This window comes from Laspinema olomoucense D3b (genome assembly GCF_025370785.1).
Classification (GTDB): Bacteria; Cyanobacteriota; Cyanobacteriia; order Cyanobacteriales; family Laspinemataceae; genus Laspinema; species Laspinema olomoucense.
Genome location: NZ_JAMXFA010000060.1, coordinates 1 through 25,422 on the forward strand (window position 1 = coordinate 1; position 25,422 = coordinate 25,422).

At 48.8% G+C, this 25,422-nt stretch carries 17 protein-coding genes; 3 read left to right on the plus strand and 14 right to left on the minus strand.

Features of this window, described 5'->3' with window-relative positions:
* Positions 1 to 7: 7 nt before the first annotated feature.
* From NG792_RS26845 to NG792_RS26855, 3 genes are all read right to left on the minus strand, one after another.
* Entirely contained in the window at positions 8 to 1,129 is a 1,122-nt protein-coding gene (locus NG792_RS26845; protein ID WP_261237472.1) for a tetratricopeptide repeat protein, read from the minus strand.
* A gap of 344 nt (positions 1,130 to 1,473) precedes the next feature.
* Positions 1,474 to 1,596: a CHAT domain-containing protein gene (locus NG792_RS26850; protein ID WP_261200350.1), complete on the minus strand. Its 123-nt coding sequence runs from the start codon at positions 1,594 to 1,596 to the stop codon at positions 1,474 to 1,476.
* 407 nt (positions 1,597 to 2,003) lie between these two features.
* Positions 2,004 to 2,750, minus strand: coding sequence for a HEAT repeat domain-containing protein (locus tag NG792_RS26855; RefSeq protein ID WP_261200349.1), 747 nt, complete (start codon positions 2,748 to 2,750; stop codon positions 2,004 to 2,006).
* A gap of 45 nt (positions 2,751 to 2,795) precedes the next feature.
* Here NG792_RS26855 and NG792_RS26860 point away from each other — a divergent pair, with 45 nt between their 5' ends.
* Positions 2,796 to 3,071: a hypothetical protein gene (locus tag NG792_RS26860; protein WP_261237474.1), complete on the plus strand. Its 276-nt coding sequence runs from the start codon at positions 2,796 to 2,798 to the stop codon at positions 3,069 to 3,071.
* A 37-nt stretch (positions 3,072 to 3,108) separates the two neighbouring features.
* Here the strand turns inward: NG792_RS26860 and NG792_RS26865 are convergent, their stop codons facing one another.
* The 6 genes from NG792_RS26865 to NG792_RS26890 form a co-directional block, all read right to left on the minus strand.
* The gene (locus NG792_RS26865; protein ID WP_261200347.1) at positions 3,109 to 3,738 is read right to left on the minus strand and encodes a DUF6658 family protein; all 630 of its coding nucleotides are present in this window, start codon (positions 3,736 to 3,738) and stop codon (positions 3,109 to 3,111) included.
* A gap of 665 nt (positions 3,739 to 4,403) precedes the next feature.
* Complete coding sequence (locus tag NG792_RS26870) at positions 4,404 to 7,151, minus strand: S8 family serine peptidase (protein WP_261237476.1); 2,748 nt, start codon at positions 7,149 to 7,151, stop codon at positions 4,404 to 4,406.
* Between the two features lie 409 nt (positions 7,152 to 7,560).
* Positions 7,561 to 9,870, minus strand: a complete 2,310-nt coding sequence (locus NG792_RS26875) for a S8 family serine peptidase (protein ID WP_261237478.1) — start codon at positions 9,868 to 9,870, stop codon at positions 7,561 to 7,563.
* A 227-nt stretch (positions 9,871 to 10,097) separates the two neighbouring features.
* On the minus strand, positions 10,098 to 11,696 hold the full coding sequence (locus tag NG792_RS26880; protein WP_261237481.1) for a leishmanolysin: 1,599 nt from the start codon (positions 11,694 to 11,696) through the stop codon (positions 10,098 to 10,100).
* Positions 11,697 to 12,454: 758 nt separating this feature from the next.
* Positions 12,455 to 13,876, minus strand: coding sequence for a hypothetical protein (locus NG792_RS26885; RefSeq protein ID WP_261237483.1), 1,422 nt, complete (start codon positions 13,874 to 13,876; stop codon positions 12,455 to 12,457).
* 619 nt (positions 13,877 to 14,495) lie between these two features.
* Positions 14,496 to 16,154 (minus strand): methyl-accepting chemotaxis protein, encoded by a 1,659-nt coding sequence (locus NG792_RS26890; RefSeq protein ID WP_261237485.1) that lies wholly within the window; start codon positions 16,152 to 16,154, stop codon positions 14,496 to 14,498.
* Between the two features lie 721 nt (positions 16,155 to 16,875).
* Between NG792_RS26890 and NG792_RS26895 the strand changes: the two genes are divergently transcribed.
* The gene (locus NG792_RS26895; protein WP_261200341.1) at positions 16,876 to 17,586 is read left to right on the plus strand and encodes a pentapeptide repeat-containing protein; all 711 of its coding nucleotides are present in this window, start codon (positions 16,876 to 16,878) and stop codon (positions 17,584 to 17,586) included.
* Positions 17,587 to 17,775: 189 nt separating this feature from the next.
* On the opposite strand, the gene NG792_RS26900 is transcribed toward NG792_RS26895, so the two are convergent.
* Positions 17,776 to 19,572: a Ycf66 family protein gene (locus NG792_RS26900; RefSeq protein WP_261237486.1), complete on the minus strand. Its 1,797-nt coding sequence runs from the start codon at positions 19,570 to 19,572 to the stop codon at positions 17,776 to 17,778.
* Between the two features lie 469 nt (positions 19,573 to 20,041).
* Between NG792_RS26900 and gnd the strand changes: the two genes are divergently transcribed.
* The gene (gnd, locus tag NG792_RS26905; RefSeq protein WP_261237487.1) at positions 20,042 to 21,499 is read left to right on the plus strand and encodes a decarboxylating NADP(+)-dependent phosphogluconate dehydrogenase; all 1,458 of its coding nucleotides are present in this window, start codon (positions 20,042 to 20,044) and stop codon (positions 21,497 to 21,499) included.
* 312 nt (positions 21,500 to 21,811) lie between these two features.
* On the opposite strand, the gene NG792_RS26910 is transcribed toward gnd, so the two are convergent.
* The 4 genes from NG792_RS26910 to NG792_RS26925 form a co-directional block, all read right to left on the minus strand.
* Positions 21,812 to 23,353: a serpin family protein gene (locus tag NG792_RS26910; protein WP_261237489.1), complete on the minus strand. Its 1,542-nt coding sequence runs from the start codon at positions 23,351 to 23,353 to the stop codon at positions 21,812 to 21,814.
* On the minus strand, positions 23,332 to 23,721 hold the full coding sequence (locus tag NG792_RS26915; protein WP_261200336.1) for a hypothetical protein: 390 nt from the start codon (positions 23,719 to 23,721) through the stop codon (positions 23,332 to 23,334). The genes NG792_RS26910 and NG792_RS26915 overlap by 22 nt, the downstream gene beginning before the upstream one ends.
* 110 nt (positions 23,722 to 23,831) lie before the next feature.
* On the minus strand, positions 23,832 to 24,065 hold the full coding sequence (locus NG792_RS26920) for a hypothetical protein (RefSeq protein WP_261200335.1): 234 nt from the start codon (positions 24,063 to 24,065) through the stop codon (positions 23,832 to 23,834).
* Between the two features lie 72 nt (positions 24,066 to 24,137).
* Positions 24,138 to 25,422, minus strand: a 1,285-nt coding sequence (locus NG792_RS26925; RefSeq protein ID WP_261237492.1) for a CHAT domain-containing protein, incomplete at its 5' end; no start/stop codon positions are given.

The window sequence follows — 25,422 nt, forward strand, 5'->3', positions numbered from 1 at the left end:
GAAACGCTTATCCAGTCTGGGCTGTATCCATCAACATTCCCATGAAGCCACTGACCATTAAATTGGCGAAGGTATTGCTTAACGTACTCCCTTCCCCTAATTTATCCCCTATTCTCCGAGCAATTTCCAAAGCTTCAGTATAATAGCTCTCAGCTTGTGGGTAATTTCCCTGTAAATTAGCAATCACTCCCAGATTACGCAGGGTACCCCCTTCCTCAGCCTGATTGCCAAGTTGACGGGCAATATTTAAGGACTCCTTGTAATATTCCTCCGCCTTAGCATACTCTCCTAAATTCTGGTAAACCTTTCCCAGACTAGCAAGCGTAATTCCCTCTTCTGCCTTTTTACCAAATTGTCGAAAAATGAGTAAAGATTGCTGAAATAACCCCTCAGCTTGTAAGTAGTCTCCTAAACTGGTATAAATATCTCCTAAGTTACCCAGAATTATACTTTCTCTCACCGGATTACCCACATCCCGAGTAATTTGTAAGGCTCCCTCGTAGGATTCTTGCGCCTTGGGATAATCAGCCATTTCTTTGTAAACCCATCCCAGATTACTCAACACCAAACCTTCTGCGGCTTGAGTGCCCATATTCCGAGCAATTTGTAAAGATTGCTCCAAAGACTCAAGTGCGCGGCTATAATCCCCCAGATTTGCGTAAATATTTCCCAAACCAAGCAGCGCATTTCCTTCTCCCGCTTGATTACCCATATTCAGAGAAATCTGTAAAGCTGGCTCCAGAAACTCAAGTGCGCGCCTATAATCCCCCTGATTCTCGTAAAAATTTCCCAGACTAACCAGAATACTTGCTTCCCCCGCCTGATCTCCCATAGCCCGAGCAATTTGTAAAGCTTGCTGATAAGATTGCTCCGCTTTAGAGTAATCTTGCAAATTCAAATAAATAGTTCCCAGTCCATTCAAGGTCTTTATTTCCTCACCTTGATTGCCAATTTCTCGATAAATTGTCAGGGCTTCTTGCCACAACGGTAACACCTCTAAAAATTGACCCCGCCCATAGGCGTCAAGTCCTAACTGAATCAGGCGATCGGCCTCCTGTTTTCGGTCCTCGACGGTTTGAGCGATCGCCCTAGAATCTAAACCTTGATTCCAGTAAAATCCTGGACTCATAACTCCCAGAACTAACGACCCTGCGAAAAATGGGACCGCTGTCTTGACCATTCGCATATAGATAGATTTTTTAAAGTATAAAGGAACACCAATCATATCGAGAACCCCCCTCAATCATAATGCCACAACCCTAACATATCGGAACAGAGTAGGTTAGAAACCCGGTTGGTTTACAAATTCTTTGATGATTCGTAACAAAACTTCGAGCAATCACCAACCCAGAAACCGCACTAAAACCCCCTCTCTTACCCCTTAACACATCGGTAGTAAACCTCCCCCAATAATTTTCCCCCAACCCATCCCCTCAGTGCCAATCAGTGAAATCAGTGGTTAAAAAACCCCTCTCACTCTGCCTCCCCCATCAAAGTAAACGCCGCCCAATCCACCGGATTCGGATACTGCTGCATCGTGAGCGCTAACCAACTCTCTAGGGGAATATTCGGGTCAAAACTGCCATGCGTTGCCATAGAAAAAGGTAGGCAATGCCTACCTTTTCAATTTACTAGAGGAGTTGTTGGAATTTTTGTAGGGATTGGATGGGGGGAACGACAGGAAGTCATTACTACGAACATTAGACCTCTTGCAAAAAAAAGGATTGATCCCACCAACCCCCCTTGGATCCCCCTCCCGTCGATGGCGTTGGGATCCCCGTACAGTCCCCCTTAAGAAGGGGGAGGCCAGAGGAATAAATGTTTAATTACACGGGGGAAGCCAGAGGAATGAATGTTAATTTAACGGGGGCTTTTTAGAATTGGGCAAGAGACCTATTATAGAGAAGGACTAATGCTAAATTTTAGGGTTAAAGTTTCTTAGCCCGCAGAGGCGGGCTTTATGGGGTCAGCTTTCGGGTTTGATAGGGAGGGCGGTTTTGACTTTACAATAAACCATCGAGTTCTAATTCCTCAATGATTTGTAATCCGCGAGGGTCTCCGACTCGTAATAAGGAGGCTTTGGCATCTTCGCGAACGCCCATGTCTTCGTCTTCTTCTAGGACTTCAATCAAGGAGTCGATCGCACCGGCATAAACCACATTAGAGGGGAGTTCGCGGCACAGTTGCCCGATCGCCCAGGCGCAGTTACTTCGGACTGCGGCAATAGGGTCGGTTCGGAGGCTGAAAATGAGGGGGGGAATCGCGCAAATAACTAGATCGTAGCCGACATTAGCCAGTTGACCCAGGGAACTGGCGGCCCAGAGGCGGACGGCGGAAATGTCGGTTTTGAGGGCTTCGAGGAGGGGTTCGAGGGCGCGGCGATCGGCACAATTTCCCAATGCCCAAACGACACCCTTTCTAACGTAGCCGTTCCAGTCCAAATTGAGCCGGTCGATTAAGGGTTCAACGGCATCGGGACTGGTATTGCGTCCCAGGGCGTAGGCGGCACTCACCCGCACCAGGGGGCAAGGGTCGCTTAACAGTTGGATCAGGTAGGGGATGGCGCGTTCATCCTGGATTTCACAGAATGCCCGCGTCGCGATCATTCGCTGTTCGGGAACAGATGACGCTAACAATAGCAACATTTTCTCGGGATCCGGCTTGGGGGCAGTGGGTGCCTCATCCAAATGATCCAGAGGGCTGTCTAGCTCATCATCGAGATTCAGTGCGCTTAGGTCACGGTCGTACATAAACCGTATTTTATCATAAATGTCATTTATCCTTAACAGCCAAGGATGGGGGAGATGGGGGAGATAGGGGAGATGGGGAAGATGGGGGAGATGGGGGAGATGGGGGAGATGGGGGAGATGGGGGAGATGGGGGAGATGGGGGAGATGGGGGAGATGGGGGAGATATTCAACGTCCCGACTTGCTGTCGTTTCTTCTTCCCCATCCTCCCTATCCTCCCCATCTTCCCTATCTTCCCCATCCCCCCATCTCCCGAAACGATGTTCTCAAAAAAAATAGAGGCACTGCTGTGCCTCTGGGGATTGCAAGTTAGGCGGATGTAGCCTGAAGTGCAAGTTACCCTACCGGGAGGGTGAGAGTCTATTCAATGGAATCGGCTGTCCGTTCGAGGGTTTTACCGGAACGATCTAGGTCCTTCTTAACTTTAGACTTAACGGTGTCGGAGGCTTTCGCAGCGGTCTCTTGAGCGCGAGTGCCGAGTTTATCTACTTCCTGGGCTGCGGTTTTAGCACCTTTATTAAGGCTGTTTCGGGTCTTTTCAAGGGCAGTTTCCCCGGTTTCCTGGGCTAAATCTGCCCCGGCTTTAGCGTGTTTGCTCAATTCGTTGGCGGCATTTTCAGCGCGATCGCCAATTTTAGATACTTGTCCGGGGACTTCTTCGAGGATCTCGCCCAGGTCTTTATCTGGATAGGTTCGGGAATCGTCGTTAATCCGTCGTTCGGCGCTGTCCTTTAATTCTTTCGCCTTGGCTTCAGCGCGTGTAGTCGCCTGTTGTCGAGGGTCAGTATCTGGATACTCGTTCATTCCCCCTTCATAGGTGGAGTTGACGTACTTGGAAGGCATTTCTTCTCTCACCTGGTCGGAAGTTTTGGCCATGACGGAGGGGATATTGCTGCAAGCAGTCCCGACGAAGAGTAGCAATCCGGCCATCATTCCGGTTAAAATTTGTCGAAGGCTAATATTTTTGAGCCAATTAATCATCTGTTTCATACAAAACTCCTTTGAATTTCCGTAGCATTCTTGCCGCTTTTTGCCTTAAATTTCAGCGGTTAAAAGCGGCTGGTGCTTACTTCTATGATTGTTATTTTGAGAAAGTTATATTTTCCTCAACGACTTCCAGCTTAGAGTGCCAGTGGCGATCGCCACCTCTACCGAAAGTATCATTTCTTACAGGTTTTCTAAAGGCTGCAAAAGTAGCGACAATTCATTGTACGATTGCTAGGTCACGGGTCTGATGAATTAAAAAATTTCCTCTTGTGGGGGGATGTCACCGAACTCCCCGGATGAATCACCATCAGCTCTAGCAACTAGAAGCCTGTCATCACAAAAGATGGACAGGCGATCGCCCGTCCATCTCTATCACCATTGTCCTAATCTCGATGAGAGGAAACCCCCAGGATTTCTAGGGCCTCGGTACAGTTAAAGGGAAGACTATCGGGTCTCTTGACGACATCTGTGCCACTCGGTAACAAATCGAGTATAATACCAAATCCCGTTGTTAAAAGTCGTTTTTCTCTTCAGCCCGCGTAGGCGGGCTTCGTCAGTATAGACCCACCCTTGAGGGTGTGGGTTTTTATAGACCTATCACAACCGGATTTGATATAAAAACCTGATTTCTTCTCCCTGAACTGGGTTCATGTACTGCTGCCCGAGCTTTATGCCAGGGCCAAAGTAATCCCCTCCGGTTGTGCAGTTTCAATTAAAATTTGCTCCACTTGAGCTGGGGTCAAGTTAGGATTGGCTTGGAGCATCAGCGCCACAACTCCGGAGATATGGGGGGCAGCCATTGAGGTTCCCTCTTCAAACTCGTAGTTCTGATTGGGATAGGTGGATAAGACATCCACTCCCGGGGCAACAATAAAATTCAAAGGAGAGGGGCCAGCCGGGTTAGAAAAGGTCGCTAATTGATTGGCGGGATTGACTGCACCGATCGCGATCGCCAAATTGTTGCGCGCATTAAACGCGGGGTCTCCGGGTTGGGTTGCACCATAGGTATCTCGCTCATTGCCGGAGGCAATCACCGCCACAACCCCTCGCTCTCGGGCAAATGCCAGGGCTTCTTGAGTTTGCAGGGAAGGCGGAGCCCCCGGATTCCTGCCCAGACTCATTTGAATCACTCGCGCTCCATTTTCCACGGCGTAGTAAATTCCCGCAGCCACCGGATCGAAGTTCTCATCGGGATTAGACTTAGACTCGCCGAGGACACGCACGGGCATAATGGTGGCATTATACGCCACCCCATTCATTTCTAGCCTGTTCTCTCCGGTTACAATATCTACCCCATTTCGCCCTGCCGCGACGGTCCCGGCGACGTGGGTGCCGTGAGAATCTCCTGGACCCCCGCTGGGATTATTAATGCCATCGACAAAATCCCAGCCTCGCACATCATCGATGAACCCATTGCCATCATCATCCATGCCATTATTGGGAATTTCATTGGAGTTGACCCAGATATTGTCGGCGAGATCCGGATGTTTCCAGTCCACCCCATCATCTAAGACGGCGACGATGACGCCCTCTCCAGTAAACCCTCGGTTCCAGACGGCGGGGGCATTAATTAAATTCATGTCCCTGGTATTGTTCCGCGTCGCGGTACTGGTGAGAGCAGGGACCGGGGCTAAAGCAGGTTCGCCCAGGGCACGGGCGACGGCGGCAGAGGCATTTACTAACCCATACCCAAACAAACTGTTAAATCTTCCCGTGGTTGATGTTCCTGAGAGGCTAAGGCTGTAGTTGGTTTCACCCTCGAACTGATTGACGCCGACATAGTAAGTTCCTGCGGGTAATCCAACCACTGAGAGCGTTTCTGCATCGCTGCTATAGCCTCCTGTTGTAAACAGGCTACTCAGGAGCTTTTCTGGACCGGGGGCGCTGCTGAGAATCTCACCGCCTTCAACGATGCCATTGTTGTTGACATCCTGAATTAAATAGACTTCTGTTGCTGCACTCAGTCCCTCTAAGTTGATTTGAATATCGCTAGGCGTTGTGAGATTAAAGCGGTAGGTATCGGCTAGATTGGCCTCGAATAAGGTTCCGGTTAAGGTTCGGGGGGTGGGGTTCAATGTTCCCACTTCTAAGGCTTCGGAAAGTGGAAACTGAATCGGGGCGGTTTCTACCGTTAGGTTATAAGTCGTCTCCCCCTCGAATGGTTCGACGAGGATGTAATATTCGCCCAGAGAGAGCTTCGGAATGAAAATTTCCTCGGGCTGAGTGCCTTCATTTTCAGAACTGATGATAATTTCGTCGTAAGAAATTATCCCATCTTCATTTCGGTCACCGGCGATCGCCACATCTGCATCCCCACTCAGTTGGTCCAGATTCAATAGAAATCGAGTTGGTGCAATAATAGTGAAACTATAGATATCGCTGGGATTAAAATCACCGAGTAGCTGGGGCTGGTTAAAGCCTTCGGATGCCAACACTGCATTAATGGGAATCCGGCCTTGATTGCTGAGTGGACCTCTCAACGCTGCGTCCAAATCGAATGACTGGCTGAGGGTATTGCCCACGTTATCGGGAGGGATGTCGAGGCGAGGGGCGGCGGACATGAGGAGAGTATAGTTAGCATTGCCTTCAAACCGCTCAATGGCAATAAAGTAGGTCCCGGCAGTTAACCCCCGGCTGAGCACTTCCGGCGTCGTTCCTTCGTTGGTGGATAAGTCGATGATTTCTTCTATATCGATTTCGCCATTTTCATTGATGTCTCGTAAGAGCGTGACATCGGCATCGGCACTCAATCCACCGAGTTCTAAGTTAAAGTCGCTGGGATTCTCTAAGGTGAAGCGATAGAGTTGTAGAGGGTTGCGATCGCTGACGATGCTATTGATTTCCACGGTACTGAGCAATCCCAATTCTGTGGCGGCATTCAGATTTAGGGTTGGCGTTCCCAGTCGTCCTTCAGCTTTCCCAAATCTCAGATAATGTTCGATCGCACTTAACTGACCGGCGTTAACGGCGGCTGCCACATCGGGATTATTAGCTAAATAGAACGGGCGATCGAACCCAAAACCGGGTTCTCGACCCTCACTTAGACCGAAGTCCCGAAAATGTTGATAGGCAGTCATTGCCCCTGTTGCCACGACTGACGCTACGTCCAGATAGGCTTCCAGGTAGAAGTCTGTAAAAAACTCCACAATCGGATCACGCCCTTCAAATTGTCCGAAATTTACGAAGTGTTCGATCGCCGTGAAGGTTCCTGCTGCCACGGCTTCGGCTACATCCGGGTTATCTTCCAAATAATACACATTATCAAAAAAAGGACTGAACTCTCGGCCTTCGTCCTGGCCAAAAGTGAGGAAGTGTTGGAAACCACTTTCAAAAACCCCGATGGCTAATGCTTCCGCTACGTCGGGATTTTTGTTAATATACAAACTCTCGTCAAACAACCGGCTAAGGTCCAACATTATTTTCGGTATTAGGTCTTAAAATTAAGGTTCTCCCAATTTTACCCGAGGTTTTTGATTAAACTATTAAATTAATGTTAATTATTTTAATAGTTTCTGAGCTATTTTATGATATTTTTTTATTTTTTAGCAGGACTCATTCTGAACCTTGTCCTAGGCAAAAACCCAAATATCCATAATATTTTATAGGCTTTCAATTGTCAAGCCCAGTGAGGCTGATTTAGTCGCGTTATTTGCTCATGTAACAGTCCAGGATAAAGAGGGAATTTTCAATTTTATCTCAGAACAAGGCCCTGGCTTACCATTACGGTCAAACTCTCAACCTAATGCGGGGTTGGGGTAAACCGGCGTAGGACGGACGAACCCTTTCTAAGCAATCGATTAGGGAGATGGTAAGGTTTAAAGTTCCTTAAATTAACAGTCCATCCCGGTTGGCAGTTTCGATGAGAATGCGTTCCACTTCCGCAGGGGGTAAAGTGGGATTAGCTTGCAACATCAAGGCAACAACTCCAGAAAGATAGGGAGCAGCCATTGAGGTGCCATCTAAGTTAAGATAGGTCTGATTGGGGGTGGTGGAACGGATGTCAACGCCCGGTGCGACCAGGAAAGGATAAGGACCAAAGGCGGACCCGGCGGGATTGGAGAAGGGGGCGACTCGGCGATCGCGATCGACTGCACCTACGGCAATTCCTAGTCCTTCTGTGGCGCGAATTGCCGGATCTGCCGGTTGAGTCGCCCTCGCGGATCCTTCATTTCCCGAGGCAAAGATGGCGACAACTCCGCGATCGCGAGCATAGCGCAATGCTTCGGCAATCCTTTCTGTAGGAGGTTCTCCGGGCAAATTCCCTAAGCTCAAATTCAAGATCTGTGCACCATTATCTACGGCATAGCGAATTCCGTTGGCAACGGCAATTTCAAATTCATCAAAGGACTGGCGATCGTCCAGAACCCGCACCGGCATTAAAGTCGCATTGTATGCCACTCCGGTGACATCAAACGGGATTCCCCCATTAAACGTCCCATCAATCCCATTTCTCTGTGCACCAATAATCCCCGCTAGGTGCGTCGCATGACGTTCGGTTGAGTGAGAAAAGGAGGGATTCCCATTCCCATCCACAAAATCATAGCCATGAAAGTCATCAATAAACCCATTGCCATCATTATCTACCCCGTTCCCGGGAATTTCATCCCCATTCACCCAGAAATTCCCCTGGAGGTCCCGATGAGTGAGATCCATTCCCATATCTAAAACCGCGATAACGACTCCCTCGCCGGTATATCCCCGATTCCAAACGGCGGGTGCATTGATCGCATCTAATGCATAATTATTGATGATGGGATTGGGGACTTGGGGAAAAGGGGTCGGTTCTCCCAGGACCCGCGCCACGGCAGCGGCAGCATTGACTAACCCAAATCCAAAGTTTGGGTCAAACAGGGGAGGTGGGAGGTCCAGAGTGCGAGTTTCTGAATCAGGAGAGATATCCGGGACCAGACTCAACTGATAGGGGGTTTCTCCTTCTATAGGTTCCACCCAAACGGAATAGGTTCCCGGTTCTAAGGCAGTGGGGGTAATTGTTTCGGTTTGATTGCCTGGGGTGGTGGATTCGGCGAGAATTTGGGCGGTTTCTGGGGAATTTTGAACTAAAAATAAGTCTACATCAGCCGTTAATCCATTTAGTTCAATCTGAACCGGGGTGGTTGTCTCTAGGGTAAATTGGTAGATGTCTGGGGAGTTGTTGGGTTCTAAGGCGTTGCTGAGGAGGATGTGGGAAGAGAGGGAACCGAGGTTTTGGGGGTATAATTCCAGGTTTGCCGTGAGGTTGGGGTAGGAGTTGGAAAGGGGGACGGTAGACAGACTCAGATGATAGGATGTTGCTTCGTTTTGGGCTGCGATCGCCAGGAAGTAATCCCCCGGATTTAGGACCTGGTTCAAGAGTTTGGCGCGGGTTCCGGGTTCTGTATCTGAGGCGATCGCCTCGGTGGAGTCGAGGGCTCGGTTGCCGTTGTGGTCCTGATACAGGGTAACTTCGATATCATCACTTAGTCTACTCAGGAGTAAACTCACTTGACTGGGGCTATCTAGCCGAAACCGATAGAGTTGCGGTGAGATATTGATGTCTGTCGCCCCAGTGAGGTGGCGGGTCCCCAGTACGCCCAATTCTAGGGTTTCGTTGAGGGTCAGGGCTGGGTTATGTTCTGTGGCGGCACGTCCCTCGGAGGTACCGAATAACAAGTAATGTTCCACTGCACTGATTTGTCCTGTTCTCACTAATGCCGCAACATCAGGATGATGGGTTAAATAAAATGTCGTATCAAAGTTAGGTCCTGGGGACCGTCCTTCCCCTTGTCCCAACTTAACAAAATGCTCGTAAGCAGTGAGTAAATCCCCTGTGACTGCTGTGGCAATATCCGGATTTCGCTCCAGATAAATATCGGTAAAAAATTCCGTGATTGGATCGCGATTTTCAAATTGCCCCGCCTCAATGAAGTGTTGAAAGGCGGTAGTTTGTCCCTGATTCACTGCCACCTTGACATCGGGATATAAGGCTAAATAAAAATGGGGATCAAACCAAGCGCTGGGTTGGCGATTTTCAAATTGACCCACATCGATGAAGTGTTTGAATCCACTGGTTAAAATACCCGCGCTAACTTCAGCCATCACGTCGGGATTGTGGCTGAGGTAATAGCTTTCATTAAATAAGCTGGTGGCGTCTAACACAATCTACTCTTCTTAGCTGTTAAGAAACAGGGTTCGGTCCAGGGCGATCGCGTTCACGGGTTTGAATCAGGCGATCGCTGAATGGGTGGTTTACGCTCATCTTATCATATTTTTCTTTGGCAGAAGTGACACCATTTCGGGAATCTAATTCTCGATATTTTAGGGGCAGTTTATGGACTGCCCCTAAAGATTGGGTGGCATTCCCGATGAGGAAGATTTAGTCTGGATTAAGCGAATGGGGTCCTAAATTGGGGTAAAATGTACTCTTCTACTGCCCCATAGTTAACAGTCCAACCGAGATCCCTTAAGGAGGCGATGGTTAAGGCACTGGTGACTTGCTGCTCATTGGGATGTCCAGCTTCCACCCCGATTTCATTATCAAAGGTGGGATTTTTCCGCCAGTGTCCCAAGTCCGAACCTCCCCCCACGTTAACAGTCAGTTCGACGGGAGTGGGAATGAATGTGCCGAGCATTTCCCCATAAATCTGTCCCGCAAAGGTATTGGCATCGTATAAACCCTGGTTGTAATCGGCGATCGCCTTGTGATCTTCCCATAAGGTCCCGAATCCGACGACGTGAGTGAGTTCGTGAACTATTGTATCGTATAGGTAGCGGGGATGGTCCAGCAGGTCGCTCTCGGGGTTTGTATTGAAGACAACTTCACCGTGGACCGGGATGGGGGCGGTATCCAGCCTGCGCACTCTAGTCGGTCCGGCGGATGCTAGGAATCCCGGTCCAAAATCCCCGGATTCGATATCCACTGTGATGGTATGGGGAACATTAAAGGGACTTTGGGTAACCATTTGTTCGATGCGATCGGCAGCTTTGCGGATGGTATGCCGATGGGAATCCGTGAGGGTTTCGGTACCGGGTCCGAAATTGAGTTCCAGGGAAAAGGCTTGCGGATCAGTGGGGCTAGAGGTAAATTGCGTATTGAGGGTGTAATTGGCGGTGTTGTGATTGAAGGCGATCGCCTGGAGGGTATAAGTACCAGGCTCTAAAAATTGGCGGATGGATTCATCCGTGGCACCGCGATTGGGTTGCCATGCGATGACTTCGATTTCATCAGGATCGATCATACCATTGCCATTGCCATCGGCAACCGGATCAATGATGCCATTGCCGTTGAAATCTCGCACTAGGCGTAAGTCTGCATCTTGCGTCAAGTTTGTGAGTTCAGCGGTGAAAACCCCTGGGCGATCAAGACTGAAGCGATAGAAGTCTTCGGGATGGTTGCCACTGACTTGTCCAACCACCGTCTGATTCGGTTGAAACTCCAAGGCGCGATCGCTAGTTTCTAATCCGGCGATCGCAATGGGAATGGCGGTAGCAATGGTATCCCCAGGGGCGGGTTCCGGGTTGATGGGTCCCGATGTCTGTAAGGGATTTTCAGGACTAACCGTTAAGCTAGGGGTGGAGTGAGAGTCGCCGCTATTCCAATCGGTGAGGGGGTCTCGGGTGACGGAGAGAACCTCTTGATAATCTGTCAGGGTGTCGGCAGATGCCGGACTAGGGGGCTGTACCATCCTCACCTGGAGCATTTGCAATGCTAGGGTTTCCAGAGGATCCGTGGGCCCGTGAGATTGGCGCGAGAACCCGGGGAAAAAACGGGTAAACTCTTCGAGAAGGGCAGCTTCCCGAGGGGATAATTCTTGGGGAATAGACTCTGGGTTCTGTAAAGCATTGGGTTGCCGGAGATGGAATCCTAATGCGGCGATCGCCCCCGGGAAATCTTCACTGAATGGACCCGAAGCAATCCCGGTGAAGGGGTCGCTATTTTGGCGGAGGGCAGACTTCGGGTCAAATAACTCACTGCTTTCTAACATGAGGCAAATTTCTCTGCAATGTAGAACAAAATTCAAATCAATTAGACCGGATATTTCAACAGGACAATCTTCCTCCAAAATGCGGATAACCACCTATCGGCTCATATCTTGAGCCGGACTTTTTCGGAGTCAACTGGCTGAACAGCGATCGCCCTTTGAGTTTACCCATTTTGGGAGGCACATAAACCTGTAGAATTTAATCCAAATAAACTGGCATCAGACTCTCAAAAATTGGGTAGATTTTAAATGAGTCCTCCTCCTTAGTGGCCTGTTGTTTTCCTCACCTACTACGTTGCCACAAAAAAGCCTTTTTCTCGTGGGAATTAACCTGATTCTCCTGGATGCTCCTGGAGAATAACTGTTTTCTTTGAGCGGGTATAGAGGATTTTTAGCCTAGAGACTCCTTTAAAAAACTTCAATTTTAGATAGACTGAGCAGACGGGATGGCTGCATTTCTTCAGCCAGGGGGCTAAAATTCAACTCCTTCAATTAATTGGCGATCGCCCTAAACTGTTTCTGGTTTCAGAGTACCCCCAATCTCAGCCAAAATAATCACATCGATTAAAAAATATTGAAAACCCGTCAAAATATCGCTTGGCGAAGGGATTTACAAAACCACAAGAAATTATTGGAGGCTGTAGGGCTTAAAAAGAAACATTAACCATCAAAGCACCCTGTCATGGAAAACGCCTCTCAAAAGCTGGAGCATTTGCTTTTGAGAGGCGTTTTTGTGGAGGAAAGAGGCGGACTGTCCCGTCCTATGTAGACAGAGTTAGACCGTAATTTGTATTCACCCCCTGAAAACCAGGAGAGACCAGCACTAAGTAATCACCGGGTGTTAAGGTGCGACTGAGCGCTTCCGGGGTTGTCCCACTTTGAATAGACTGAGCAATCAAGTTCCCTTGGGAAATCGCCCCATTATTATTCACGGTTTGATACAGTCTTAAGTCGGCATCATCATTCAGACCCGTTAGCAATAAATTGACATTTCTCACATCATTGAGTACAAATCGGAAATAATCTTGTGGGTCTGCATCCCCCACCAAGTCATCGATTCGCCGAGTCCCGGACAAAATCCCCACATTTGTCGCTGTATTCGCGCTGTTCCCTCCTACGTCTCCCGTAATTGGGTTGGCAATCAAATTCAAATTGTAGGGAGTTTCAGCCCCAGGAACACCCTGGGAAACATTAACAAAATAATTACCTGCCGTGAAAAATCCCGTGACGGAATCTTGGAGGGTTCCGGGTTGGGTGGAAACGCCAACCCGTTCGGGAGCAGTGACAATTCCATCATTATTACTATCAAAAAATAGTTCGATGTTGGCATCTTGAGTCATGCCATTAATGACCACATTTAAGTTCGTCGGTCCACTTAAATTAAAGCGGTAATAGTCATTAGAATTGATACTAGAAATGGACTGATTAAAGATTTGAGTCCCTGTGAGTACCCCGGCATTTAAAGCCGTTTGCGGGGTGTTGCCCGGTCCGGGCACAGGCGGTAGCGGTGGCGGTGGTGGTGGTGGTGGTAATGGGGGCAGGGGGATCCCTCCGGAAGTCGCAACCCGTCCTTCTTGTATTCCATTGGTTAAATAATGTTCAAATGCCTGCCGGAAGTTGAACCCAAATGCTTGCTGTAAATCAGGATTAGCCGCTAAATAGAAGCGAACATTAAAGTTTGGAGAGGAAGTCCGTCCTTCATTCACCCCAATAAATTGAAAGTGTTCGACTAACTGCCGGTTGTTCAATCCCGCTTGTTGTAAGTCCGGGTTGGTGAGTCGGTAAAAGTTGGGATCAAAGGCGATCGCAGAAGGACGACCCTCGTTAATCCCAAAGTTTTGGTAATGATTAAATAGGGCTTCACTCCCCACAACCCCTGCGGATGCCAGTCCGGGGTTAGCACTAGCATAAAAAGCCGGATTGAAAACCAAGGAAAAGGGGCGATTTTCTCGGACTCCAAAGTTAGAAAGATGATCGTAAAGTTGCCTGCGGGTCGTTAACCCAGCAGCGGCTAACCCGGGATTATTCCGCCGATAAAAGTCTAAATCCACCGCCAGGGAAAATGCCCGTCCTTCATTTAAACCGAAGTTTACTAAATGTTCCACCGCTTGCAGATTATTTAATCCCCGCAAGTCTGGATTAACTGCGCGATAAAAATCCGCATCCACTAAGTTAATTGCCATAATTTACCTCACCCTATTCGGGAGTTATATTTCGTGGATTGTCTAGGGATAAGTTTGATTTTACGCCCTTGACCTAGACTGATTGTTTAGAGGAGCATTAATATTTAATTATCATAGATTTTACCCGATTGTGTCAACGGAAATCAAAAATAAACCTTAATTTTTCCGGGACTTTTCTGTGCCGCTCTTCCCTTAAATCCTTGTCCAGCAAAGATTTAAGGGATTTGGACCAGCTTTATTTAGATTAAAATCAATCCTCGCTAGGGGTTACTTTGGTTCCCCCTCGGTCCAGACCGACTGATTTGAGCGGGTCTCCATCCCCAGGAGAGTATGATACAGTAGCCCTCAACAAATGGGTTGAGTCGGGAATAAGGCAGCGCCGGGGTTTCCTTTTTATGGATTTCAGGAAGGATTTAAAATAAAAATACAAATTGATAAGATTAAGGGAAACAGCGGAATTATTCAAATTGGGGTCAACCGAAAGATCCCCGAGATTTTCAGAAATTACCCGGACGGATAGATGTTTAATCGTTTCCAACGATTATCAAGCGTCCGAATCTGGAAAAACCCCATGCTGTTCAAGAACCATTTCTGACGCTCAAAGAGTCGTTTAGACCCCTCAAGCCTCCCCGGTTTTGGACAGTGTTTCATGAGCGTTGAGGTCGATCGCATTCATCACATTAACCACCTGAGCGATCGCCGCTGCTTGCTGCTGCGCCGTGAGAGCAATATTTTGATTGTTAACAAAAATATTGTCGATCGCTTGAGCAACCCCCTCAAATGCCTCAGCCATTTCTTGCACGATCGCCACCCCAGTTTCTACGGTTTCGAGTCCCTCTTCCGTTACCATCACCGTAGCGGCGACTGCCGTCTGGATATCACTAATTAAGTTACTAATCTTTTGTGCGAGTACCTTACTTTGGTCCGCTAAAGACCGAATTTCGCTGGCAACGACCCCAAAACCCTTCCCCTGCTCCCCCGCACGACTGGCTTCGATCGCTGCATTCAACGCCAGAATATTAGTCTGAGTGGCTAAATGACTGACCAAGCGAGAAATATCCCCAATTTGAGCCGCTTGCTGTTGAGTCTGGGTAATTTCCTGGGCGATCGCTCCCACCTTCTGTTCTAACGTATTCATCCCAGTTTGAGTCCGATCCACTGCCGCCTTTCCCCCAGATGAAAGCGATCGCGATCGCTGCGCTTGAGCATTTGCCGCCTTCGCTTGTTCTGCCGTAGCACTTGCAGAGGCTTCCAATTCATTCATCGTTGTTCTAATTTGAGAAAATGCCGTTGCCAACTCCGTAGATAAAATTTTCTGCATCTTTGCCCGGTATTCCAAAGATTCAAATGCCTGTTTCAGGCTGGTTTCGGCTTGAAGTCGCTGGCGATCGATCCGTCCTAGGGTCCAAGCATTCCACCAAATCAACCCCGAAAAAACTATCACATTTAATATCCCTAGGAGCGAAATTCCCATTTCTGCCGTGTATAAATCTCCCCGCCAACCGATTAAAATGAGCCAACATAACACCGGAGGGATAACAATCGCTGCGGGATAAAGCCGTCTTGCCATCAATCCCCCGGCGGTGGGACTGGCGATCGCGGCCATAATTCCCACATCCAGACGCGCAAACAGCATCGCCAAGCACAGCACAAGGAATCCCACCGCTGTATGCAATGCCATCGCCGTAAACGCTTTATCTAAGCGATAAAAAAAGGCATTGCCATACAAGTACCCCAAAAAACCAAAAAACGCAATTAAAAATCCTAAAATTGTCAAAAATTGCGCTGCCCAATAGTTAGGTCTGGGAATACAAATTAGCACTAAAGCCGAACCCAACAACAGGAAATTAAACGCCGTATTCGGTGCCATCCGTCCGGGATTTGCTGTAGCAACAGCATCCCCAGCTTCTTTAAAAACCAGTTCATCAATCCCTAAATTGACGCCAAACCCATACTGCATTAACGTCAACAACCCTAGGGCAAAAACCAAGATGGCGCAAATTAAAGCAACCCGCCTATTGTGGTTCTTTCTGGACCCACGATGCCACAAGGTAATGCAAGTTCCTCCTAAGATAAAACCGATCGCGGTATTGGCTTTCATGGTCACTAATCCAGGAAGGACACTTTTGAGTGTGGGAATATGGAACACCCATCCCAAGATGACCACACAGCCAATCACAATAACCGTAATGCTGGCTATCTGAGAAATCAATAACAGGAGCGATCGCTCCTGGTCAGCGGAGAGAATCTGGGGAAACTGACGGGACTGTTCATACATGGGCTTTTTTACCTAAATCAGGGGTTTGAAAGCAGGGGAATCATTCAGGAATAATAAACTACTTGCCAAATAACGGATTGCTCCCCCCAAGCGATTGGCGTTTTTAAGGGGGGCTTGAGAGAATTTTGCAAGGGGTCTAATTGCTGGGTGAGCTTTAATGAAACCGCAGCATATTGGGTCATTTTATAGGAGAGCGGGTAATTAGGGCTGTAATAATTTGAAGCTAAATAGTCTTCAAATTTTAGGGGTTTGGAGTTGGTTCAATACAAATTAAACGGGTCTAATCGGTCGGATTGATTTGACTTGGGTGAGTTTTTAACCCGGTAAGCTCAACCCCTAATAAGTATTGGGATTAACCCCAATTTGAGATTAGTGTTTAATTTCAGAGGACCGATCGCCGCGTCAAGTTCCTGGGGAAGCCGATGCGGCTACTGGGAAGAGTCTCCTGTTTTAAGAGGCGACTACATCCCAACGGGAGGCCCGGGTCAGGAAGCTCAAAATCGTTGCTAGTCTAGCATCCCCTCCTCCAAGAGGCAAACCCACCTGCTCAAAAAAGCGCTGCCGGAGCAGAGTTGGGAGGAGCAAGGGGAGAGAGTCACAGGGCAAACCTTCCCTTCAGGTGTTACCCTGGAAACGGTTAACCCCGAACCGAGGGAGCATTTTTTTTCAGAGTTCGGAGCCAATCACGCCACTTCCTACTAAGAGCGTAGAGCGATCGCCAATGAACGAGCTGGATAGATATTATCGAGAACTGGGGTTAGAGCCTGGAGCATCACTAGAGGAAGTGAACCAGGCTTATAAAGATTTGGCGTTTATTTGGCATCCCGATCGCATTCCGAAAGATAATGCCCGCCTGGTTTCCAAAGCCCAAGATAAATTAAAACAAATTAATGAAGCGCGCGATCGCCTGCGATCCAATCCAGGAAAAGCCCATTCCAGCGATCGGCCCTCTTCAGGATATCAAACCAACAAATCTAGCGCCGGTTACACCTACTCCAATCCTCCCCATTCCGGCGATCGGACGAACGCTCATGCTCAGGGTCAACGGCGATCGCACAAACCGCACAATCCCGACCTCACCGGAGCCGATTTGCGGGGTCAAAACCTGCGGGAAAAAGACCTATCCGGCAGAAATTTAAGTCATGCTAACCTCAGTCAAGCTGACCTCAGTGATGGCTTTTTACACAAAATTAATTTATCCGGAGCCAACTTGCAAGGAGCCAACTTATTCCGCGCCAATTTATTGCAAGCAAATCTCACTTATGCGAACTTACAAAATGTTAATTTAATCGGAGCCGATTTGAGTGGAGCGGATTTAACCGGCGCTGACCTACGCGGCGCTAAAATGGGTACAAAAGACCGCCTTTTTGTCAAGCTAATCGGCACCAAATTAACCGGAGCCATCATGCCAGACGGTCGCATTCATGAATAATCAATATCGTTATCGTTTTTCCATGTTCTTAGTAACAACAGCAAGTCCTTCTTAATGATTCATAGTAACGACTTGCAGTCGGTTCTTACTCTAAAGCCAGTGTATAGCGCTTCGCCCACTCATGAGATACGGACCGCTACGAGGAGTGCGAGCATCTTGCTCGCACTCCCAAAATTCAACTTAGCCCTATCAATTCCCGTCCTTCGGCGAAGTAGGTTCAATGTCAGGCGGTGGAGTAACTTGACCCTGAGCCTCCCCAGATTGTCGGGTACTCTGGACTACTGAGGGATCAGGCCGTTGGGGGCGATTTAAGAATGGATTGCTCTCCATCTCCAACAACTCCAACTCATCCCGATCTGCCGGAGTCACTTCCCCGAGCAGTTCAGAAACCTCAATCACCTCGACGACCCCATCCTCTATCGGAAAAACTGCTTCCGCAGGGGGTGCCAGTTCCACTTCTGGGGCATATTCTTCAACAGGTTCCGGAGTCAGTCTCCCTTCCGGTAAAACTTCCCACACCGAGTCCTCAACGACGGCTTGTGCTTCCGTTGTGGGTGGATTCGGTTCCTTCACAATCACTCCTTCATCTGTCGTGATGACTGCTTCGCCCAATTTCTCTGCGGAGGGATTGCCAGAAGTCACCACCTCCACGGGTTCCCCTTCCTGTACCGTAACCTGGACAACCACATCGGCAGTAGTGATGACAACCGTCGGCGGTTCCTGTAAGGGTTTGGTGTCAGAGATTGCCGGGGAAGACTCTATGGTAATCGAGTCCACAGCGATCGCCGGTTTGGGTTCAACCTCAGTTTTTGTCTCAACCGGCTTAGAACTCGGCGGTGCAGCCTTGACGGGAGGAGACTTGCGAAAATTCAGCAATCCTTGGATTCCCGCTTGAATTTGGCTCAATAAACTGGGACCCTGGGGTTTTTTAGCCGCTGGGGTCGCTGATTTTGCCGCAACTTTGTTCAGGGAGGGCTTAATGGGTTCATCCAGTGGGGGATTGCTGATGGTTTGTGCTATGGCTTGGGCTTCCACTTTCGTGACCCCTGGACCTTCTAAATCATCATCGTCAAGGCCAAAATCATCCTCATCGGACACCTGGGATTCCACCGTAGCGCCTTCCAGTGCTGCTGCCGCAGGCATTTCTAGTCGCTCATCGGCGGTAACCTCCGTTGGCACTTTTCCAGGCATCTCCACAAGGATGATTTCCGGTTCCGGTTGGATTAAACTGGGTTCCGGCAGTGGGGGTGCCACGGGAAGCGGAGGTTGGACTAGGGTGGGTTCAGCCGGTGGGGGTTCTACGGGAACCGGAGGCTGGACCAGGGTGGGTTCTGGGCTGGGAACTGAGACCACCTCAGCAGGGGGCTGGGGTTGAGTTTTTGGCCCTGGTGTGGGTTTGGCTGGAGTTTTATTTTTGTTTTTATCGTTGTCTTTACCTTTAAATAAGAAAGAGAAGCGATCGGCAAATCGAGGCGCTTTGGGTTGGGTCGTGGTCACCTTCGCCGCTGGTTTTGCCGGTGTCACAGGTTTCGGGGTCACCGGGACTGGGGGGACCTCTGGAACCGTTGCCACGGGAGGGGGGATGACTGCCGGTTCCTCAAGCTTCACCGCCGTTTGGGGAATAGGTTGGGGTATCGTTTGAGGTTTCGGCGCGGATTTGGGTTTAAACATCCCGGTTAGCCCTCCGGTGAGGCGATCGATTTGCTCGCCAGATACGGGAGTTTGTTCCGCCAGTGGGGTTGTTTGTCGCCGCAGGGTTAAGGCTTGCCAGCCAAACCACCCCAATAACCCCACACTCGCCATTTGTCCCAGCAGGACCGCCCCGGAAATCCGGCCCGCACAGAACCATAAGACCAAAGCATAAAACAGTCCAACGCCACTCCAAACGAGATCGCCTTTGCGATGGACTTCTGGAAAAAAGAAAGCGGCCATATAAATCGCGAAGCTACCCAGCGCGACGGCTAAGGCCAGAATGTATGGAAGCATAATGCCGGTTCCCCCTGCTGTCTACTACATGGACGACTCACCCGTTCGTCTCTACAATGGTCATTCTACCGTTCCAGAGACGGCGATCGGATCTTCCCGAAAGACGATCATGCTAGGTTTTGAGTTGAAGTCAGGATATTGGGGGGCTGAGTGGATTTTTGACTGAGGCGATCGCAGCCTGTAGCCACAGGAGTTTTACTCTACTCCCCATAATTTGCCCAGACTGACCCCTCAGAATTTGATTCATTTGTCAAGAATCTGTCAACAGCGAATCCTCCCATTTTCAGTTGCGGTAAAAATGCCAGACTGCCTCTAGTAAAGTGTTGGCACACATTTGACTCCCCATCCCTGCGCCCATCTCCCGGGAAATGGGAGATAAAGTTCTCAACAAGGGTCCACTGAAGAATTACTCTGAACGGGCTACCCTAAAAAAGGTAAGAGACAGAAACACAACGAGACCCAAAACTTTATGAGTAAGCAGAAATTTGGTGTGATTGGTCTAGGCGTCATGGGAGAAAACCTGGCCCTCAACGTCGAAAGTCGGGGCTTTCCGGTAGCCGTCTACAATCGCACCGGCAGCGTCACCGAGAAATTCATGGCTGTCAGAGGAGGCACAAAACAAGTCAAAGCCACCTACAGCCTAGAAGACTTTGTAGCGTCCCTAGAACGTCCCCGTCGCATCCTGCTGATGGTTAAAGCTGGTGGTCCCGTGGATGCGGTGATCGCTCAACTCAAGCCCTTATTAGAAGAGGGTGACATGATTATTGATGGCGGGAATTCCCTCTATCAAGACACGGAACGCCGGACCAAAGACTTGGAATCCACAGGACTCGGATTTGTCGGCATGGGAGTCAGCGGTGGAGAAGAAGGGGCGCTCAAGGGACCCAGTTTGATGCCTGGAGGGACTGAACAAGCCTACCGAGATTTAGAACCCATCCTAACTGCGATCGCCGCCCAGGTGGATGATGGTCCCTGCGTCACCTATATCGGCCCCGGCGGTTCCGGTCACTATGTGAAAATGGTGCATAATGGCATTGAGTATGGTGATATGCAGCTCATCGCCGAAGCGTATGACCTTCTCAAGAGTATCCTCGGACTGGATCATCGCCAGTTACAACAAGTATTTGCTGAGTGGAATACTACCCCAGAACTGGACTCATTTTTGATTGAAATTACCGCCGATATTTTCCGCTACCTGGACCCAACAACTAACGCTCCTCTGGTGGAAATGATTATGGATTCTGCCGGACAAAAAGGCACCGGACGCTGGACTGCTGCCGATGCTTTAGAATTAGGGGTAGCTATTCCCACGATCGCCGCTGCGGTGAATGCCCGGATTATGTCTTCCATCAAAGAGGAACGGGTTGCCGCTTCTACCCAATTAACCGGACCAAGTATCACATTTGAGGGAGATGCTCAGGAATTTATCAATAAGGTTCGCGATGCCTTATACTGCTCTAAAATTTGTTCCTATGCCCAAGGCATGGATTTATTGAGCAAAGCCTCGAAGCAGTTTGGATATAAGTTAAATCTGGGTGAAGTTGCCCGGATTTGGAAAGGCGGCTGTATTATTCGGGCAGCTTTCTTAGATAAAATTAAGCAAGCCTTTGATGAAAATCCCGAATTACCGAACTTGCTCCTGGCACCGGAATTCAAACAAACGATTTTGGACCGCCAAGAAGCATGGCGCGATGTAATTTCCCTATCTAATAAGATGGGGATTCCCGTGCCTGCATTTAGTGCATCCCTAGATTATTTCGACAGCTACCGCCGCGATCGCCTCCCTCAAAATCTCACCCAAGCGCAACGGGATTACTTCGGCGCACATACTTATGAACGCACCGATAAACCCCGGGGTGAATTCTTCCATACCGAATGGACAGAAGTTTCCCAAGAAACCTTGCGGAAAACAGGTCAACCCGAGTAAAAGCCCACAGGCTGAAGCCCGGAGGCTATACAGACAAAGCCTGCCTCCGCAGGTTACAGAATAAAGTGGGTCTTTGACAACCACCGGATTCCTCGTTCCCTGGCTCTGCCAGGGAATGCCAAATCGGAGGCTCTGCCTCCTGATATCTTCCCCATCCTCTCATAGAAGATTTGCGATCGCCTATATCCCTCTTAATACAATGTACCTAATCAAAAATTCTATTTCTCACAAATTACAAACACATTTTTATACAAACGGAGGAAGGGCCATGACACCGAATTGGCTCAAAACCCTACCCCAATCATAAAATCCCTAATTTTTTGATTCTTGCTTTTGGCGCAGTCGCCTTTTGCGACCCCACCCAATTAACCCTTTAGCAACCCACCACGCCACCACAGCAGAACCCAAACTCAACAGCAAGGCAAGCATAAACGGATGGAGGCGATCGCCGTGGGATGCTTCCCAGGGAAAGCTGATCTTTTCTTGTTGAAAGATTAGCGGCGAAGTAGAGGCGATAATCGCGCCTGTAGCAATTCCCACCCCCACTGCCTGAATTTGGTCCTCAAGGGTTTCGTTTTGCTGTTCCAACCGGCGATCGCGTTGGGTTTGTTCGATTTCTACAATGCCGCGAATCGAGGCGATCGCCTTATCCGATAGATTCGACCCCTCCACAAAATAGTTGAGCTCGTCACTGATGCGAGATTGGAAATAGCCCGAAGTTTGAGTGCCAAATTCCCGGAAAAAATCCAAGTCTTCCGGGTTCACCCGCTCTTTGTGTTGTGGGAGAATCTTAACAATATCCTCCAAGGTTACCTGATAATTTTTGGTATTGATGCTAATCGTATTCTGACAATGTTTGTAATTTCGCAACAGTCGCGCATATTCTAAATCTAATGCCGCCAATTCCTTGAGCACCATTTTTAGCTGTTCTAATTGCACCTCTGTTAAGGCCAGACAGGTAGTATTTTCTATTAATTCTTTCTTAAAAGACCTGACTTTTTTTTCTAATTTTGTATAGATAGCGTAGGTTTTTCGATGGAGGTTTCGGGTTTTCAAATAGGCAGAAATCACCTTGTTCCGGTAGTAAAATAAATTGATAAATTGTAAATAAGCGCCCTCAAACTTCGCGCTGGAAAACTTATTCCGAAATAGGTAAATTAAAATATGAGGGGTGACTTCCGCTTCTTCCTCCATATTCTTATCCAAAACTTGACCGCCAAACTCAAAAAGTGGACTCCCCCACAACTCCCCCATCTTACACAACGCCGGAAGTTCAATTTTGCGAGAGGGGATGACCTGTTTCAAGCAACTGCGGGCCAAGTCTTGCAAATCTTCTGCTGTTTTGTTACAGTGCGAGTCTGGCAAAAATGCGGTTAAGAGTAAAGTTTGCCCCAAAGAACTGTCTACAAAGCTAGGCAAGAAAATCAGGCGTTCTGTATTTAAGTTGCGCCAAAATGAAATCGGTACTTCCGCCGTTTTTTGCTGATTTTCTTGTTCGGGGCGGCGTAAATTCACCGTTAAACTATAACTATCATAAAGGCGATGGGCGAACAACAGCCCGGTTATGGTTAAATCGGAGTTCGGGAGTTTTCCCGTTAATTCCAGTTTGTTTTGGGGATGGAGATTAATTTGCGCCCCCGGTGGTTCTTCCGAGTTATTTGGATACCCAGGAATGTGCAGGCGTTCCGTAAACCCCAACCCTTGTAAAATCTCATCCGCCTTTTGCCACAACTGGTGACGATTGGAAGCGAGGGAGTCTGATTCTCCGGTCAATCCTCGCCAGAGATGAAAGGCGAATAAATGCAAATTAGGCGCATAAACCGTCGGAGTTATTATATCTTTTTCTGAATCCATCGGTTTAAAGTTTGAATAACGTGGACAAACAAGGAGATTTTTTCAGCATTAGGCGCAGGAGTAATCAGCGCCGTTGTTTCCGTTTCTTCGATAATTTGTAAATTGGGAAACGTCCATTGGACCTGATTGGGGTTAGGAATTCCGTTGAGTTCTCGTTTTATAGCCTTTAGAAAAACTTTTTGTTCTTGGGGAAATTGTCCCATCCAAGTCCTAATCATATCCGCTGCCCGGTTTATATCGGCTTCGGATACAGTCTCCAATTCCGCCGCCAATTTTTGAGCTTGTTGGCAAGCCTCGGGTGGTAGAATCGGCGGTTCTGCTTCCAGGAGTTGGGCAAACATCAGTAGGGTTTCCGTTGAATCTTTCATGGTTATTTTACTGTCTGTGCAAAACTGTTCTTCGTTAAGATATGAATCGATATGAGCGGCGAAATCAACAGGGCCTTGAATTTTGATGCGCTTTAACTTTTTGAACACATTCATGTTTTTGAGTGATGGCGATCGCTTTCCGGTGCGTCCAATACAGACTCATCCCCTCGACGAATGGCTTGTCCTAATGCGAGAATCTCTTCAAAAGCCGGTTCATCCTTGAAAGACCCGGTAATTTGTTCTAACCAATTCATCGATTGAGTAGGGGCAATCTGTTCTTGAATTTCAGTGATGGCTGCTTCGACGGCTGCCATGCGTTCTTCTAATGAACTGTTGCTTGTCATTGATTTAAAAAGGTAGGTAGAGTTTCAAATTATTGTATCGCAAGCCTTGAAGTGCAGATAAAAGCAAACCCCCTAAACCCCGATCGCACAAAAAGCCGCCCAATGGATAGGATGCTGATAGGGTCGGTAATCCGACGGTTCAAACCCCAACTTTAAATGCTCTCGCAGTTTCCCTTTAGGATTCGGCGTTAACGCCAACTCCGACGGGTTCAACCACTCGGTTAACTCCTGCTTCGTCACCCTTCTCATCCACTGTTGCGCCTGCTTCAAAGCCAGAGCAATTGAGGGCTGAGTCTGCATTTCCTCATAGAATTTTACCATCAAAATCGCCGTCGAGACATCATTCACCGCCCAGAGGCTGCAAATCACATTTGTCGCCCCGGCATAGAGAAAGCCTAACCCTAAACTGATATATTCTTCCAACTCTGGGGAAAAGTCCGTTAACCCTGTTTCACAAGCGGAGAGAATCACCAGGCGACAGGCGGGTAAATGCAGTTCAAACAATTCCCCCAGGGTGTAACATTTGCTCAGGTCAATCTGAGTGCCTTTGCGCCAGGGAAGAAAGCGAGTTTCCGCGACCCCCGAGGCAGCAGTTTCCGAGGCGGGTTCCCCCTCACTGACGCGGACTTTTCCCCCCGCCAATACCAAGGGAGACAGCAGGGGACTGGTGAAATTAAACGCCCCATGTCCGGCAAAATGGAGATAGTCCGCCCCTTGAAAGTCTTGGCGGTGGGGGTTTTGATTGAGGCTGGTTTTGCTGGCTTCGTTGCGGGCGAGATAGCGGGCGTTTTCGTCGGAGAAGTTGGCTAAAATTGCCTTTACTTCTAAGTCGGCATAGTCTAAGTCTTCCGTGGGATTTTGGATAGCAAACAGGCGCTGGCTTGAGGTCGTTTTGCGGTTGCGGCGGGAGACTTGCAAAAATTGACAACTGGGGCTGTAGGTGACTCCCTCGGGAAATCTATCCGCTAGATACTCCGGTTCATCGCCATCCCCCAGGGGTAAGGCGTGGAGGGGAAATAAATGTAAATCCCGATAGGGCACTAAAATCAGGCGGCGGTAGTTGGGGGAAAGTTGCGCGAGGAGTTGGGGTAATTCCAGGATATCCCGCAGACGGCGCAGGAAGTCGTTGAGATGGGTTTCCCAGTCGTCCGAGGAGTTGTCGGAATAGGTTTTGAGATAGGTTTGGCGCAAGTCCTGTAACTGACGGCACTTTTCTGGGGTGGAGATATGCACATAGATCCCCCCTACCCCCTGACCCAGGGGTTCTAATTCTCTTAGCCCCCCCTGACCCAGGGGTTCTAATTCTCTTAGCCCCCCCTGACCCAGGGGTTCTAATTCTCTTAGCCCCCCCTGACCC